Genomic DNA, 16,452 nt, shown 5'->3' on the forward strand with positions numbered 1-16,452 from the left:
TTTCTATACATCTCGATTTTTCTGGCAATAATCATTAACCGATAAATATGTCTGTGAATCACCCAGCGACTCCGCTATGTCCATAATCCGCGGTGGTAGTAATCCCACTCGCTGGACAAGTTCGTGATCGCTGAACAATTCCCGTGGACTGCCGGCGAAGCCAAACTTCCCGTGTTCCATAACATACACCGACTCAAACTCGGCGGCGACCCAATCCATGTCATGGGTGATGGTCACAACTTGGTGGCCCGAATCAGCCAACTGATGGAAAATTGCGGTCAACTTGCGCCGGCTTTCCCAATCAAGCGACATCATCGGCTCATCAAATAAATAAATCGCCGGATCCACTGCCAAAACTGTGGCAACGCTCAACAGCTTGCGTTCCGACAATGACAGGTCATATGGACTTTCAGCTGCTTTATCATCCAAGCCAACTCTTTTTAGAGCCGCTAAAGCCCGCCTCGTAATCGTGTCGTGGTCATCCATGACCTGCGCGACACTCCACTCCACCTCTCGTTGAACGGTCGGGTTGAAAAGCTGATCGTCAGGATTCTGAAAAGTAATCCCAACCTTCAGTAACTTTTCGACTGGTTTAAGATCATTAAAATTTTCTCCATCGATCTTAATCACACCGGTTTGTGGTGTCAGCAAGCCCGTCAACAATTTGAAGAGCGTTGATTTGCCGGCACCATTTTGGCCGACAATCGCCACCATCGGATCGGCGAAGTGTTTGTCTTCAACATCCAAGCTAAAGGACCGTTCCGGATAAGTGAACGTCAAGTGGTTCAGTTCAATTGTGGGCATAACGAACCTCCTTCAGATCAGCGTCATTCACCGGATACCGGCCATCAGCCAAGTGCCAATCCATTTTTTGAGCAAGTTGCTGGATTGTCGGGGCTTGAATCTGCCAGTCAGCTGCCAAATGATTAAACACCTCACCCGGCCTACCCTGGGCTACCATTTGACCCTCGTGCAGCACCCACACAACGTCGGCGACTTCGCACAAATCGTCAATTTCACTGGTGACAATGAAGACAGTCGTCTCTTTGACTTGGGCCAGCCATTGGAAAAATTGTCGGCGGCCAAGGGGATCCATCTGACTGGTCGGATCATCCATAATCAAAACAGCCGGGTTAGCCGCAATCGCCGTGGCAATTGCCAACCGCTGGCTCTGACCACCGGAAAGGCTCTCGGGACGCAAATTCAACTGTTCAATCAGCCCCATTTGCGTGGCAACTTCTTCAACCCGTTTTTGAATCAGTCCTTCAGCCATTCCCTGATTAATCAAGTCAAAGGCGATTTCATCGGCAACCGTGTCTGCCAACCCGCTTAGTTGGCCAGCTGGATTTTGCAGTACAACTCCATTCATGGCATTATAAACGGGCCAATTGTCGGACACTCGCTGGCCAAACATGTGCCAGTCGCCCTCAATCTCAGCAGACACAATTTTGGGAATGACCCCTGCCAGCACACGGCACAAAGTCGATTTGCCGGAGTGGCTATTCCCGATAATCCCAACCACCTGGCCGGTATGAACCTCCGCGTTAATCTGACGCAGTTGTGGTTGCTCAGTACCCGGATAACGGGTGGTCAAATTTTCAATTACAATCCGTTTATCTTCTTCCATATCTTCCACCCAATCAATAAAATTGCCAATCCAGTCAGACCAATGTGCAGCGTCCGCGACAGGCGATACACGCGCTGGGAGGTTCTGACAGTCCGGTTGGGATTATCAAAACCTCTCAGTTGGAGCGAAATCGACCGCGCCATCGATTGATCCAAGGTCTTAATCACCAATGGAATTAGAACCGGCAGGACTGACTTTAATTTCTGAATCAACGTTTTTTGCGGATTGGTTCCGCGAACTTTTTGTGCCTGCTGGATTTTCCGCATATTGCGCATCATTTCCGGCAAAATATAACACACCGACATCAGAACGTAGACGGTTTTATAAGATAATCCGGACAGTTCCAAATAGGCCGCGTTTTCTGAAATACTCGTGGTCACCATAAAAAAGCCACTGGTCAAAATAATCACCAATACTCGACAACCCAGAGTGGTGGCATAAATCAGGCCTTCTTTGTAGAACGACACCCCAAGCAAAGAAAACAGCACAGTTTGATTCCGACTGTAAAATAACCCCTGGATGATCAGCATGGTGCAAATCAGAAACAGGCTGAATCCCAGCGCCTTAAAGATGGTAGAACTCAATTTGGAAAATAACAATAGCAATGTTGCGACAAGAATTAATCCGGCCTGAAGCAATAAATTCATACTGGCAAAGCTCAACAACGTCATGTCCAAGATGAACAAGAGCTTAGTAATCGGATCGATCACCTGGTACCACTTGAGCTTGACCCGTGGCGCTCCAGAAATCAATGTTTGATCAGTCATCATTTATCACCGCTAAAGAAGTGCACCATCCGCTTCGGCAGCTGACGATAGATGAAAAATGCCAGGTAGGCCACGCAGACTTTATCCAAAATATCCAAGACAAACTCATCGGTAAATGAGGCCAGCCACACTGGTGCATGATTGGCGACCATTACCGCAAACAATGAGTCACCCCAAGCGATACCGGTCTGACCACCCCAAAAGATGACGTTGAGTGGCGTTGAAATGACAGCTGAAACGATGGCAATAATAATAGCAGAAACAAATACTCGTCGCGCTGACGAGAACCACCCATTGGCGTGCAAAACTCCGACAGCAATCCCAATTCCGATGCTGGTAATCGCATACACGGTTGAAATTGGCGATAAGGTCAGCCCATAGATCACGTTGTTGATGAAACCACTGATGGCACCGGCAACCGGCCCAGCCAACATGCTGGCAAGAAAGGTTCCCAAAGACCCCAGCCAAACGGGCAACTTTAACCCCTCCGCCAAGGCTTTGGCAACATAGTTAATCCCCACGGCAGCGGGAATCAAAGTCATGGTGGAAGCACTTAACTTAAATTTCCACATACTGGTACGACGAATCGGTTCTGTTTTCATAATCTTCTCCTTTTGTTTTTAAAGAGCCGTGTCAGGAATGACTTTCGGACGCAACGCTCTATAGAATAGTTAATAGAACTATTTAGTCTTTTCACAATACCAACCGTAGTCGACATAGATTAATATAGTAAAATTACTATTTCTAAGTTCATACTCTATATCATACGCTTATTTTCAAAATTGTCAAGTCTTTTCTGAAAATTCTTCAAGAAATTTGAAATAATTTAAAATGCCTAGCTCAGCTAGACATCTTTTGTTTCTATAATGACTTTAATCGTTATTGCTTATACTTCCTTTTTTAACAAGACAACATCTAGTCTGTCACATAAATCTCGCCACGGCTATAGAGGGTAGCTTTTCCTGCAAGGTAAATCCTGTCTCCTTCAAGACGACAAATAAGATGACCACTTCTCTTAGAGGCTTGATAAGCTCTAAATTCTTCTTGTCCTAACTTTTTAGCCCATAAGGGAATGACATGACAATGCCCAGAACCACAAACTGGGTCCTCCATGACTGATAATTTTGGTGCAAAACTACGTGTAACGGTATCATAGTTTTTACCTTTAGCTGTGATATTTAGGAGTAAGCCATCTAATGCTTTAACTTTATCGAAATCTGGAGTCGCAGCAATGACATCATTTTCATGAGGGAGGATACACACTAGATCTCTTCCAAGCCACGCTTCAAGAGGACGGACACCGATTGCTTCTTCCATCTCACTTGTTACTGGAACTTGGTGCATCGAGTAAACTGGGAAATTCAGCTCATATAGCTCTCCTCTTTTGGTTACCAAAAGCTCCCCACTCTGAGTTGTAAAGGTTAGACTATCAACATCCACTTCTATAAATTGAAAGAGAACGAAGGCAATTGCTAAAGTCGCATGACCACACAAATCGATTTCTCCACCGGGAGTAAACCAACGTAAATCGTAATAGCCGTTCTTTTTAACCGTAAAAGCTGTCTCAGAGAGATTATTTTCTTTGGCAATATTCTGTAAGGTATTATCCGACAACCATTCATCCAGAAGACAAACAGCAGCTGGGTTCCCTTTAAAAACGGTATCTGTAAAAGCATCAACGATAAATTGTGAAATCGTATATTGACTAATTGACATGAAGGGCTCCTTAATTTGTTATCTTTATTATATCTGAAAATAGGGTAGACAACAGACAAATAGTAACTAAAAAAGTTATTTAAAAAGTTACTTTTTGTGCAAATTTTCCATTATTTCTTAATAACACCTTCTTTTACCAAGAAATCATGTGCGACTTGGGCAGCCGGTTTACCTTCTACTCCCACTTGGTAGTTCATCTGGCTCATTTGCTCTGCTGTGATTTTACCAGCTAAATTGTTTAGAATGCCTTCCAATTCTGGATGTTTCTTAAGAAGAGCTTCTTTCATGAGGGGAGCTCCTTGATAAGGTGGGAAGAGTTGTTTGTCATCCTCTAGGGCCACAAGGTCATAGCGAGCAAGCTCGGCATCCGTTGAATAGGCATCTGTTATCTGGATTTCACCAGACTGGATAGCCTGGTAGCGAAGGGCTGGCTCCATAGTGGAGACTTGTAGATTAAGACCATAGACTTTCTGCAGGCCCTTGTTCCCATCCTCTCGGTCATTAAACTCCAAGGTAAATCCTGCCTTGAGTTGTCCTTCCACCTTTTTCAAATCTGAAATGGTCTTGAGGCCATACTCTTGGGCAATTTTCTTAGGCACCGCGACAGCATAGGTATTCTGATAAGCCATGGGTTTGAGCAAGGCCAGGTTGTCTTGTCGCTTGATCCCATCTCGAGCCGCTTGATAGACTGCTTCTGGATCATGGCTGACTTGTGGCGCCGGCTTGAGGAGGCTTTCGGTCACGGTCCCTGTAAACTCTGGATAGATAGCGATATCCCCTTTTTTCAGAGCTTCATAGAGGAAGGTGGTCTTGCCAAAATTTGGTTTAACAGTCACTGTCATGTCCGTGTGTTCTTCGATCAAAATCTTATACATATTGGCTAGAATTTCCGGTTCAGGACCTAGCTTCCCAGCGATGACCAGGTTTTCTTTTTCCGGTTTGGGAAGAAGACTTGGCGTATAAGATACTCCTAATCCAATAAGCATTACCGCAAAAGCCGCAAAGATGGTCCGCAATTTGGCCTTTTCCATCCATTTGAGAAGAAGGTTAAAGGCGATAGCTAAGAAGGCAGAAGACAGGGCACCGATTAAAATCAGACTGGCATTATTGCGATCAATCCCTAGAAGGATAAAGGAACCGAGTCCCCCTGCTCCAATCAAGGCAGCTAGGGTAGCCGTCCCGATAATCATCACAGCTGCTGTTCGGATCCCAGACATGATGACGGGCATGGCCAAGGTAATCTCAAACTTCTTGAGTCGTTCCCACTTGGTCATCCCAAAGGCGATTCCCGCTTCTTCAAGGCTTGGGTCAATCCCTTGCAAACCAGTGATGGTATTTTGAAGGATGGGGAAAATGGCATAGATGACGAGAGCTGTCAAGGCCGGAAGTGTTCCAATTCCCATGATGGGAATGAAGAGCCCCAAAAGGGCCATGGAAGGAATGGTCTGGAAGATCCCAGCCAACTGTAGGACCCAATTGCTGGCTCTCTTGCGACTACTTAAATAAATAGCCAGAGGGACCGCCAGAAAAATCGCAAGGAGCAAGGTTAGTAATGACAGTTGCAAATGTTGCCCCAGTGCAGTAAGCCAGTTTCCAAAGCGTTCTTGAAAGGTTGTAAGTAGTTTAGACATGGTGAGAACCTCCAAACAAATCTGCCACAAAGTCGTTGGCTGGTTGGGCTAGAATGGTATCAGAATCCGCCACCTGCACAATCTCTCCTTCTTGCAACACTGCAATGCGATCTCCTAATTTCAAGGCTTCATCGGTATCGTGTGTAACAAAGATAGTGGTCATGCCGAACTCCTTGTGCAAGTCTTTGGTAAGAGCCTGTAGCTGTTTGCGGGAAATGGCATCCAAGGCTGAAAAAGGCTCGTCCATCAATAGAATCTTTGGCTCTGCAATGATGGCCCGCACAATGCCAATCCGTTGTTGCTCCCCACCAGACAGCTCATGGGGTTTGCGATCGGCATAATCAGAAGCTGGAAGGCCTACTTTTTCTAAAAGTTCGACTGTTTTGGAAGCCACTCGCTCCTTGCCCCAGCCCTTCATCTCTGGAATTAAAGCAATATTCTCAGCGACAGTTAGATTTGGAAAGAGAGCAATGGCCTGCAAAACATAACCAGTAGAAAGACGTAACTCTCGTTCAACATAGTCCTTGATGCGTTTTCCGTCCATATAAATATTGCCATCTGTCGGCTCCAAAAGACGATTGATCATCTTGAGCATGGTGGTTTTTCCAGATCCTGAAGGTCCCACAAGGACCATAAATTCTCCATCTTCAATACGGAGATTGACATCTTTTAAAATGTCTGTATCCGTGTAGCGCAGGACTACATTTTTATATTCAATCATATTCTTCCTCAATTTTCACAATTACTTTCCCGAAGGACTGGCTACTTTCAAGATAGGTGTGCGCTTCTTGTATCTCTTCTAGCTTATAAACCTTCTCAGGCCGGACATCCACTTGATACAATTCCACAAAATCAATCAACTCTTGGAGCTTTTCATTTGAAACATTCCCCGAATAAAAGGTCGTTAAATAAACATTCTTCGACAATTCAACAATTGGATCAAAATCAGCCAAGGTCCACTGGCCACCTAATTGACCACAAGAGCAGATAATTCCTCCTTCACTTAAGTGATGGATACTATCTTTGATATGGCGAGGTCCCACTAGATCTAGAATTTTTGTGAAAGACTCCTCACTTTGCAAAACGCCATCCTTCTCCAAAATCACCTGATCAAAACCAACCGCCTTCAATTGGTCTTCCTTGGCTAAATTTCGGCTAGTTCCTACCAAGTGAATCTCAGAAAATTTTCCTTTAAGTAGTTTAGCAAAAGCAATTCCTACACCACTGGTTGCTCCGCGAACTAACACGCAATCTTTCTCCTCAATCTTGAGATTAAGAAAAGAGCCAAAAGCTGTGTAATAGGTCTCAGGAAGGGCAATCAAACTTTCCAAATCAAGTTCTGTCTTGATTGGATAAATTTGCTCATTTGGGAGAAGTGTATACTCTGCATAACCTCCATCAAAAGCTCGCCCCATCTCCCCCATAATGGAAATGATTTGCTGTCCAATCTTCAAATCCGATCGTGTCGTTTCTTTCACAAGACCGACACACTCAATTCCTAACACACGAGGAAATTGAACTGACGGCGATAAACCCTGACGGGTAAAAATTTCACTGTGATTGATACCAAATCCTTGAATTTTCACCAAGGTCCAACCGGCCTTCAAAATTGGTTTTTGTCGTTCGACAACTTCTAATACCTCTGGTCCACCTGGACTGCTCACAACAACTGCTTTCATAAGGTACTCCTTCTTAAAACTTCCCTCTATTGGTCAAGTCTTCTACCTTAGGCATGAATTCCTTATTATCCCAATGCTCAACAATTTTTCCATTTTCTACACGAAAGATATCGTACTGAGCATAAGGCACTCCATCCATCAAGACCTGACCATAACTAACTGCATAATTCCCTTGTGTCAAGAGTTGGAAAACAAAGTCATAGTCCACATCGTGCTCGCGTACATAGTTCTTATAAGCTTGGCTTCCTTGCCCAATCTCATGGTTATGCTGAATCAGTTCCTCTGCCACAAAGTCTTCCCATTGATCAAGTTCCTTGTTTTGGTAAATTTCTGTCAAGAAACGACGGACCAATTTTTTATTTTCTGCTGTCTTACCCAAATCCTTGATTTCAAAATCTCCAAAGATCTGATCTAGTTGGCCATTTTCAGGTATGCGATAGTAGTCAATAACGTCCCAATGCTCAACGATACGACCATTTTCATCTGCACGGAATGTATCCGTCGTTACCCATTGGGCTTCTCCACCGTTCAGATATTGGTGAACATGAACAAAAACAAGATTTCCATCTTCAATGGTACGAACAATCTTAATATCACGTTCTGGATGACGTTTAAAAAAATCTGCAAAGAAAGCCGCAAAACCTTCTTTCCCATCTGGCACCCCTGTCGAGTGTTGGATATAGGTATCCCCTACAAAGCTAGCCTGAGCTTCTGCTACACGGCCATCTTGAATGGCATGAAGGTATAGATTCTGTGCGTTTTGTGCTTGAATAGACATGACTTATTCCACGTTTTCTTTTTTCTTTAAATTATTTATAATACGCTCTTGATACTCCTCAAATTCTTGGATTTCGTTATCCGAAAAGCCTTGGTAGAATATCTCTCCCAGTTCCTGACTAACGCGATCTCCAATTTCTTTTTGCGCCCAACCTAATTCCGTCAAGACTACAAACTTCTTGCGCTTGTCCTGGTCACTCTGTTCAATCTTAACCAAGCCTTGCTCGACCAATTTCTTTATCATGCTGGTCAATGTGTTATTAGCTAGTCCCGTCGCTAAAGCAATATCAGTTGCAGTTGCCCTGCCTTGCTCTTTTTGCCATAAGACTGTTAAAATTTTCCCCTGTTCACTTCGGTATTGCGCATCTGGTTCCTTGCTCAATAGTTTTTGAAAGATACGCCCGTTCAACAAGCGTATCTGTAAAGCTTGGTAGCCCCCTTGCATCTTGTCCATTTTGTCTCCTTTTTATTTCTACATCGAAATATCACAGTCATTGTATCACTGTTCGTTACATCTGTCAACTATTTCGATATCGAAATAATTATAAAAACAAAAAAAACTTTCCTAATCATCTAGGAAAGTTCTAACTATAATCGATTGATATCTTTAAAATATTTTATTCAGCCTTGGTAATATCTTCACGCATCTCATCGACATTGAATTTAGCAAAGAGATACTGACGGTCTTGAACTGGGAAACGTTGATCGAGTTGGTCAACTGGACCGACTTCAACTATACCATTGTCAATAATAAAGTCCATGACATGCCCACCAAATGATAAATCATCTGATATAAAATGTAAATGATAGCCAGCCACGCTCACACCGTGGAACATTTCTGGTGTCCAAATCCCAACGATGGTACCTGAAATATTATCAGATTCATACTCTGGTTGATGAGTCGCAACTTCAGCAAATTTCGTATCAGGAGTAGACTTAGGTATCATGCGGACATGCATGTGTTTAAAATGCCCTTTAATCTTGATGGAACGGAAGAGATTAACCCCATCATAGTAAGATTCAATACGATCCTCAAGTTCTTTATCAGTCATTTCAAAACGTTGACGGAAGATAACTTCAGCTTGGTGAGGTACGACTGCTGCATAGGGAACTTTTTCATCTGGAGAAACTTCTACCACTTCGACTTTACCTTCAGAGCCTTTAGCTTGATAGGCTTTACCATCAAGAACAATCAACTCTCCATCAATAGAATCTAATGTTCCAAGACCCAAGTCTCCATGCTCCAACAATTCACCAACTGTTAAAGTACCTCCATAAAGCCCAGCCATCAAGGCTCCCAAAGTATTATATTGAAATAATTTTATGGCTTCAGACATGTCTACACCCTCTTTTTAGTAAAATTCATCTGGCAAAATAGTTTCGCCGAGTTTAATATTATCTTTATAGTCGATTGGAACATCAATAAGGACTGGTCCATCTACAGCTTGAGCCAAGGCTTCTTGGAGCAAGCTAGAAAACTCCTCTTTACTTGTTGCACGATAACCTTTCGCTCCAAAGCTCTCAGCATATTTTACAAAATCAACTGGACCAAAGTCAACCCCTGAAGAGCGACCATACTTCATTTCTTCCTGGAATTCCACCATATTATAATGGCCATCGTTCCAGATAATATGAACAATTGGCAATTTCAATCGAACTGCTGTCTCCAATTCTTGTGCTGAGAAGAGGAAACCACCGTCACCAGAAACAGAAATGACTTTTGTCTTAGGACGAACCATAGCTGCAGAGATGGCCCACGGAAGAGCAACCCCCAAAGTTTGCATCCCATTTGAGAAAAGCAAATGACGTGGTTCATAAGATTTGAAATAGCGAGCCATCCAGATATAGTGACTACCAACGTCAACGGTAACTGTCATATCATCATCCGTTTGTTCTTGTAAAACTTCAATTAAATCGAGTGGATGTACGGTACCTTCTTCAGGCTGACGGTCAAATTTAACATCTTCGACGACTGTATTTTTTAACCCTTTTAGATATTCAACTGATCCTTCAGGTAATTTGTAGCCTTGAATAGCAGGCAAAAGCAAATCTAAAGTTGCTTCTACATTACCAATCAATTCACGTTCTGGCTGGAAGTAAGTATCCACCTCAGCAGGTTCAACATCAATTACGATAATACGTGCTGAAATTTCAGCATTCCAGTTACGTGCTTCATACTCAATTGGGTCATAACCAATGGCAATAATCAAGTCCGACTTCTTAAGCAACATGTCCCCCGGTTGGTTACGGAAAAGACCTACACGACCAAAGAAAGTATCCTCTTCAAGGTCACGTGACACGATACCAGCACCTTGGAAAGTTTCAACAACTGGTAATTTAACATGTTTCAAAATCTGGCGAATAGAGTAAGTTACAGCTTCTGATGAAGCACCGTTCCCTAAAAGTAAGACCGGCAATACAGCATTTTTTATCGCCTGTGCGAGATAGTTAATATCAGAAACAGATGCTGAACCAAGTTTTGGATCTGTCATAGGCTTGATAGCCTTAACACTGACCGGAGCATCGGTCACGTCTTGAGGAATTGAAATAAAGCTTGCACCCGGTTTCCCTGACTTAGCATGGCGATAGGCATTAGCAACCGTTTCAGAAAGGGTATTAGCATCATGTACTTCAGCAGCATACTTGGTAATCGGTTCAAGCATAGCAACGTTATTCATTGATTGATGGGCACGTTTCAAAAGATCTGCACGCTTAACCTGACCACCAATAGCAAGAACAGGATCTCCTTCATCTGTCGCTGTTACCAAACCAGTAGCCAAATTTGAGACACCTGGACCAGATGTTACCAATACTACACCGGGTTTCCCTGTGATACGTCCAACACCTTGAGCCATAAAAGCAGCATTTTGCTCATGACGGGCAACAATCAATTCAGGTCCCTTATCTTCCAAAGTATCAAAAACCCTATCGATTTTTGCACCTGGAATCCCAAAGACATAATCAACATCATGGTTGGTCAAACTATCAACCACTAAATCCGCACCATACAATTGCTTTTCTTCTGACATGAACACAGTCCTTCTGGCCCTAAAATGATAGAGCCAATTTTCCTTTCAAGTATAAGTCACAAAGTGTCAAAGTCTGCTCGTTTTTTCACAAACTTTTATCACTTCACAATTCTGTTACCATTATAGCACAGTTTTCAGACAATCTTGTGAAAAAAAGATTGTGAAATTTTGAACTTCTATCACAAAAAGAAACACCTGATTACTATCAGATGTTCATGTATTTTTTACCTTAGCAAACTCTCGATTAAGATAATTTTGCAAGCCTTCAAAAATCTCTATTAACTGGAGATAATTAGACAAGCTTGAGCGACCAGGGATATCTACGACATCCAAAGAAATGCGTTCCAAGTCCTTTTCATAGAGAATGCGGAAGGATACCACTGCTTGATTAGAAAAATAATTCTCCCCTGCTAAAATAAAGCACTCATAGATGATGCCAACAGGATTAGCAACCTTCAATTCAATACGAACTGCGCCTAATCCCAAGGCCTCCACTTGCTGAAAACGCTCCAGAATAGCCTGGCGCTGACTGGGGATAAAACTCATGATATCCATAGTGGCCCTCCCAAGATTCCTTTTTGTCTATTATAGCCTAAAGCTGAGAAAAATGCTTGTGATGGGTTTCTTGATAAGACTAAAAGCCCATGAATCCTTATTTAGCTTCTTTATAATCTCTAAAGTCCGATTTTATAGTGTTATCGTAATCATGTTTATCTACCCACTCCTTAATATCAGCAAACGAATGAATTTCCTTCCTAATACCAGCACCGTCCTCTACAGAAATTACAATTGCTTGCTCTCCATTTGTTCCCAACCAATGTAAAATATCATTGGTCTGCTCTTCAGGAGAAAAATAGATTTGTGATTGTTTGTCGTACTCTCTATCTCTATAGGACTCATATTGAGCCAATTTCTTTTTATAGGCATCATATTTCCTATCATAATCTTTTTGGGCTTTTTGACGTGCTTTTTCGTAAGCTCGATAATCTTTCTGATAGTCTTGTTCTGCCTTCTTATTAAGAATGTCACTAAAACTTAAAGGTTTAATAGGAAAAATAGAATCAGGAAAAACATTAAATTCTGGAACTTTCTTTGGCTCGCTTGGTTTATTAGGTAGGCTGCTTTTCACTGGTTCAGTTGGACCGACCGGAAATTCTCCCTCCTTACCTTGACGGGTCAATACTTTAAATTTCTTTAAGGTATTACTGTTTGTTGTTGTCTGATTAACAGCCTCTTCGTAAATAGGCTTAACCTCAGAATTTTCATTAAATAGATTAATTTGATTCTCTTGTTTTGAAGTATCTACATTATCAATCTCTAGGATCACATTTAGATGAGTTGATAAATGGTTGTTTGTTTGAGCTGGTAACATTCTTAAAAGCTCATCCAAGTTTCCTTCTCTCTTTAAATATCCCCACATGTTGCTATCATTCACCTGATTACGAGCAGAACTCTTATCACCAAAATAAAGCATTTCATCCTTACTGTAAGAATAATCTGGTAGGTCTCTAGTTAAAAATTGATTCGTATCTAAATTGTAAGCAAATTGCTTATCGTTTTGAGAATTCTCCAAGAAAACATAATCATAACCATCAATCGATTTTAAAGACACAGCCAACTCCTTAATATCTTTAAAATCTTTTATTTTCTTCAAATATGGGGTCAAATTAATAATTTTCTTTTCAAAATTTTTGTTGATATCATAAACTACCAAATGAGCTTGATGGAGACTACTCATGGTGTCGTAATAGCGAACAAAATGATTTCTACCAATCATCTCAGTAGCTACATTATCTTCAGAATTATAGTAAGTGGGTTCTTCATGACTAATTGCAACATATTGTTGACGTCTACCAAAAATCTCATTGGAAGTTACTTTATCTGCTTTTAGAGCCATCTGTAACTCTTCTACAGCTTTTTCATGAAATTTGTGCTTTGTATATGTATTCCCTAAAAAGAAAAGCATTAGTATAGTCGCAGTATAAATCCTTCCACGCTTCGAGAAGGGAAACTTTAAAATCTTCTTTAGCATAACTTTTTTACAAAAATAGCCAGAACATCACATTCTGACTATTACTCTTATTTCTCATCTTCGTCCATTGAAAGTACTGACAAGAAGGCTTCTTGTGGTACTTCAACCGAACCGATGGCTTTCATACGTTTCTTACCGGCTTTTTGTTTTTCGAGGAGTTTACGTTTACGTGAAACGTCACCACCGTAACATTTTGCCAAGACGTTTTTACGAAGGGCCTTAATATCAGTACGAGCAACAATTTTTTGACCGATAGCCGCTTGAATAGGCACTTCGAATTGTTGACGTGGAATGATTTTCTTAAGTTTATCAACGATAAGTTTTCCACGCTCGTAAGCAAATTCCTTGTGAACGATGAAGCTAAGGGCATCGACCTTGTCACCATTAAGGAGAATATCCATTTTCACCAATTGTGAGCGACGGTATTCTGACAATTCATAGTCAAAGCTTGCATAACCACGCGTAGATGATTTCAATTTATCAAAGAAATCAAAGACGATTTCAGCAAGTGGAATCTGATAGATAACGTTCACACGATTATCATCGATATATTCCATGGTTTCAAAATCACCACGTTTACGTTGTGCTAACTCCATAACCGCACCAACATACTCTTGAGGAACCATGATTTGAGCTTTAACATAAGGCTCTTCGATGGCATCAATACGTGTAGGATCTGGGAATTCAGATGGGTTAGACACTTCAAGCATCTCACCGTCAGTAGTATTAACATGGTAAACTACCGATGGTGCTGTCATGATGAGATCAATGTTAAACTCACGTTCCAAACGCTCTTGGATAACATCCATGTGAAGAAGACCCAAGAAACCACAACGGAAACCAAAACCAAGGGCTTGAGACGTTTCAGGCTCAAACTGAAGACTGGCATCGTTCAATTGGAGCTTTTCAAGAGCCTCACGCAAGTCATTGTATTTATTAGACTCAATTGGATAAAGACCGGCGAAGACCATTGGATTCATTTGCTTATAGCCATGGAGTGGCTCTGCTGCTGGATTATCCGCAAGTGTTACTGTATCACCGACACGGGTATCCGCAACAGTCTTGATTGAGGCCGCGATATAACCAACATCACCTGTAGCAAGGTAGTCACGGCCAACAGCTTTAGGCGTGAAGATACCAACCTCAGTAACATCAAAGGTCTTGCCATTAGACATCATTTGAATCTTATCGCCTGGTTTAACCATTCCGTTAACCACACGCACTTGGAGGATAACCCCACGGTAGGCATCATAAACAGAGTCAAAGATAAGGGCTTGGAGAGGCGCCTCGACTTCACCTTGAGGTGCAGGAACTTTCTCAACGATTTGTTCGAGAATCTCCTCGATACCGATACCAGCTTTAGCTGATGCAAGCACGGCTTCCGAAGCATCTAGTCCGATAACATCTTCAACCTCTGTACGCACACGTTCAGGATCTGCAGCTGGAAGGTCGATTTTATTGATAACTGGTAAGATTTCCAAGTCATTATCTAGGGCCAAGTAAACATTGGCAAGTGTTTGCGCTTCAATTCCTTGAGCTGCATCCACCACCAAGATTGCACCCTCACAGGCAGCAAGAGAACGTGACACTTCATAAGTAAAGTCCACGTGTCCTGGTGTGTCGATAAGGTGGAAAATATATGTTTCGCCATCTTTAGCTGTATAGTTAAGCTCAATGGCATTTAGTTTGATAGTGATACCACGTTCACGCTCGAGGTCCATACTATCAAGGAGTTGCGCCTGCATCTCACGACTTGATACTGTCTCAGTCTTTTCCAAAATACGGTCAGCAAGGGTTGATTTACCGTGGTCAATATGGGCAATAATAGAGAAGTTACGAATCTTCTCCTGTCGTTGTTTTAATTCTTCAATATTTGGCATTTTTATCTTTCCTAGTTCTTACTTGTGATTATAAAAAAACTAATCGTTACCTTCTATTATACAAAAAAGACAGGCTTTTGCCTATCTCTAATATCTGCTTTCTGACCGTATTTAGTCCTTCTTACTTCTTAAAATTATCGTTGTAGTGCTTATTAATAATTGCCGAGCGCTTGTTTTCTGTAGAACTACTTGAAAATGGAGCTAAACCGAAGGCTAGTACAACAATTCCCAATAGAATGAGACTAAAAAATGGGTGCTCTATAATATAGTGTAAAATATCTGACATAGAAAGGCTCCTTTTAAAGCATAATTAATTACGATTATATTATCAGAAATATTATGTTTTATCAAGCAAAAAAAGAGAGCCTTCCGCTCTCCTTTTATTTTAATGGAATTGCATTCCACCATCCACGATGATGGTTTGACCTGTGATGTAGTTTGAGTCAGGTCCAGCTAAGAAGCTAACTGCTGCTGCCACATCTTCAGGTTCTGACAAACGTTTAAGAGTAATATCTTTAGCAAATGTTTGCATACCCCATTCATCATCTTTACCAGCGTTCTTACCAACTTCATGAGCAATGTCAAACATCATTGGAGTCTTAACGATACCTGGTGCATAAGCATTGACAGTGATACCTGAATCAGCCAAGTCACGCGCCAAAGTTTGAGTGATACCACGAACTGCAAATTTAGTACCACCATAGACAGTCAAGTTAGGGTTACCTACGACACCTGCTTGTGAAGTCGCATTGATGATTTTACCACCATGACCAAGTGCTTTAAATTGTGCTTGTGCAGCTTGAGCACCCCAGATAACACCACCGACATTGATGTTAAATGTACGTTGGAACTGTTCTTCAGTAATAGTATCAAGTGGTGTTGTTGGTGCCACACCGGCATTATTAACAACAACATTCAAGTCACCAAAGTGATCAACAACTTTTTGGAAAGCAGCTGCTACTTCAGCTTGTTTAGATACATCAGCTACAACCGCAAATGCTTTGTCTGCTGACAATTCAGCAACCGCTTTTTCTGCAGTTTCAGCGTTGTAGTCCAATACTCCGACTTTAAAACCATCTTCAACCAAACGTTTTGCAATCGCAAAACCAATACCTTGACCTGCACCTGTAACAATAGCAACTTTTGACATACGAAATCCTCCTCTACCAATTAGAGTCACTGGCTTAATACCGAGCCTTATCTCAATTGGAATACGCTAAGTTAGTCAAGTTCTGGCAAAGTCATTTTCATAGGCTTTGTCTTAACTCAATTAAAATTCTACTCCTTTATGAAAACGTAGTCAAGTAATTATCA

General features: G+C 41.8%; 16 protein-coding genes. All 16 read right to left on the reverse strand.

Annotated elements, in window-relative coordinates; translation table 11 throughout:
• Window positions 1-3 precede the first annotated feature (3 nt).
• Window positions 4-804: an ABC transporter ATP-binding protein gene (locus NYE32_RS05370; protein ID WP_073689366.1), complete on the reverse strand. Its 801-nt coding sequence runs from the start codon at window positions 802-804 to the stop codon at window positions 4-6.
• Entirely contained in the window at window positions 791-1,627 is an 837-nt protein-coding gene (locus NYE32_RS05375; RefSeq protein ID WP_156685083.1) for an ABC transporter ATP-binding protein, read from the reverse strand. The genes NYE32_RS05370 and NYE32_RS05375 overlap by 14 nt, the downstream gene beginning before the upstream one ends.
• Complete coding sequence (locus tag NYE32_RS05380; protein WP_195413605.1) at window positions 1,603-2,394, reverse strand: energy-coupling factor transporter transmembrane component T; 792 nt, start codon at window positions 2,392-2,394, stop codon at window positions 1,603-1,605. Before NYE32_RS05380 ends, NYE32_RS05375 begins: the two co-directional genes overlap by 25 nt.
• A complete protein-coding gene (locus NYE32_RS05385) occupies window positions 2,394-2,996 on the reverse strand; it encodes a hypothetical protein (RefSeq protein ID WP_002891037.1) in 603 nt (200 codons plus the stop codon). The genes NYE32_RS05380 and NYE32_RS05385 overlap by 1 nt, the downstream gene beginning before the upstream one ends.
• Window positions 2,997-3,309: 313 nt before the next feature.
• Window positions 3,310-4,110 (reverse strand): PhzF family phenazine biosynthesis protein, encoded by an 801-nt coding sequence (locus tag NYE32_RS05390; RefSeq protein ID WP_156685085.1) that lies wholly within the window; start codon window positions 4,108-4,110, stop codon window positions 3,310-3,312.
• 110 nt (window positions 4,111-4,220) lie between these two features.
• On the reverse strand, window positions 4,221-5,741 hold the full coding sequence (locus tag NYE32_RS05395; RefSeq protein WP_156685086.1) for an ABC transporter permease/substrate-binding protein: 1,521 nt from the start codon (window positions 5,739-5,741) through the stop codon (window positions 4,221-4,223).
• On the reverse strand, window positions 5,734-6,462 hold the full coding sequence (locus tag NYE32_RS05400; RefSeq protein ID WP_156685087.1) for an ABC transporter ATP-binding protein: 729 nt from the start codon (window positions 6,460-6,462) through the stop codon (window positions 5,734-5,736). The genes NYE32_RS05395 and NYE32_RS05400 overlap by 8 nt, the downstream gene beginning before the upstream one ends.
• Complete coding sequence (locus NYE32_RS05405) at window positions 6,455-7,420, reverse strand: zinc-binding dehydrogenase (RefSeq protein WP_156685088.1); 966 nt, start codon at window positions 7,418-7,420, stop codon at window positions 6,455-6,457. The genes NYE32_RS05400 and NYE32_RS05405 overlap by 8 nt, the downstream gene beginning before the upstream one ends.
• Before the next feature lie 13 nt (window positions 7,421-7,433).
• A complete protein-coding gene (locus NYE32_RS05410; protein WP_156685089.1) occupies window positions 7,434-8,198 on the reverse strand; it encodes a nuclear transport factor 2 family protein in 765 nt (254 codons plus the stop codon).
• A gap of 3 nt (window positions 8,199-8,201) precedes the next feature.
• Window positions 8,202-8,651, reverse strand: a complete 450-nt coding sequence (locus NYE32_RS05415) for a MarR family transcriptional regulator (protein ID WP_156685090.1) — start codon at window positions 8,649-8,651, stop codon at window positions 8,202-8,204.
• A 163-nt stretch (window positions 8,652-8,814) separates the two neighbouring features.
• A complete protein-coding gene (budA, locus tag NYE32_RS05420) occupies window positions 8,815-9,534 on the reverse strand; it encodes an acetolactate decarboxylase (RefSeq protein ID WP_073689341.1) in 720 nt (239 codons plus the stop codon).
• Between the two features lie 15 nt (window positions 9,535-9,549).
• Window positions 9,550-11,226, reverse strand: a complete 1,677-nt coding sequence (alsS, locus tag NYE32_RS05425; protein ID WP_339156857.1) for an acetolactate synthase AlsS — start codon at window positions 11,224-11,226, stop codon at window positions 9,550-9,552.
• Between the two features lie 213 nt (window positions 11,227-11,439).
• Entirely contained in the window at window positions 11,440-11,781 is a 342-nt protein-coding gene (locus NYE32_RS05430; protein WP_021146812.1) for a hypothetical protein, read from the reverse strand.
• 97 nt (window positions 11,782-11,878) lie between these two features.
• Window positions 11,879-13,123, reverse strand: a complete 1,245-nt coding sequence (locus NYE32_RS05435; protein WP_339156858.1) for a hypothetical protein — start codon at window positions 13,121-13,123, stop codon at window positions 11,879-11,881.
• Window positions 13,124-13,305: 182 nt separating this feature from the next.
• Window positions 13,306-15,138 (reverse strand): translation elongation factor 4, encoded by a 1,833-nt coding sequence (gene lepA, locus NYE32_RS05440; protein ID WP_002891049.1) that lies wholly within the window; start codon window positions 15,136-15,138, stop codon window positions 13,306-13,308.
• Window positions 15,139-15,523: 385 nt separating this feature from the next.
• Complete coding sequence (locus NYE32_RS05445; protein WP_002883902.1) at window positions 15,524-16,288, reverse strand: (S)-acetoin forming diacetyl reductase; 765 nt, start codon at window positions 16,286-16,288, stop codon at window positions 15,524-15,526.
• Window positions 16,289-16,452 lie beyond the last annotated feature (164 nt).

The sequence above is a fragment of the Streptococcus sp. FSL R7-0248 genome (assembly GCF_037967965.1).
Lineage (GTDB): Bacteria > Bacillota > Bacilli > Lactobacillales > Streptococcaceae > Streptococcus.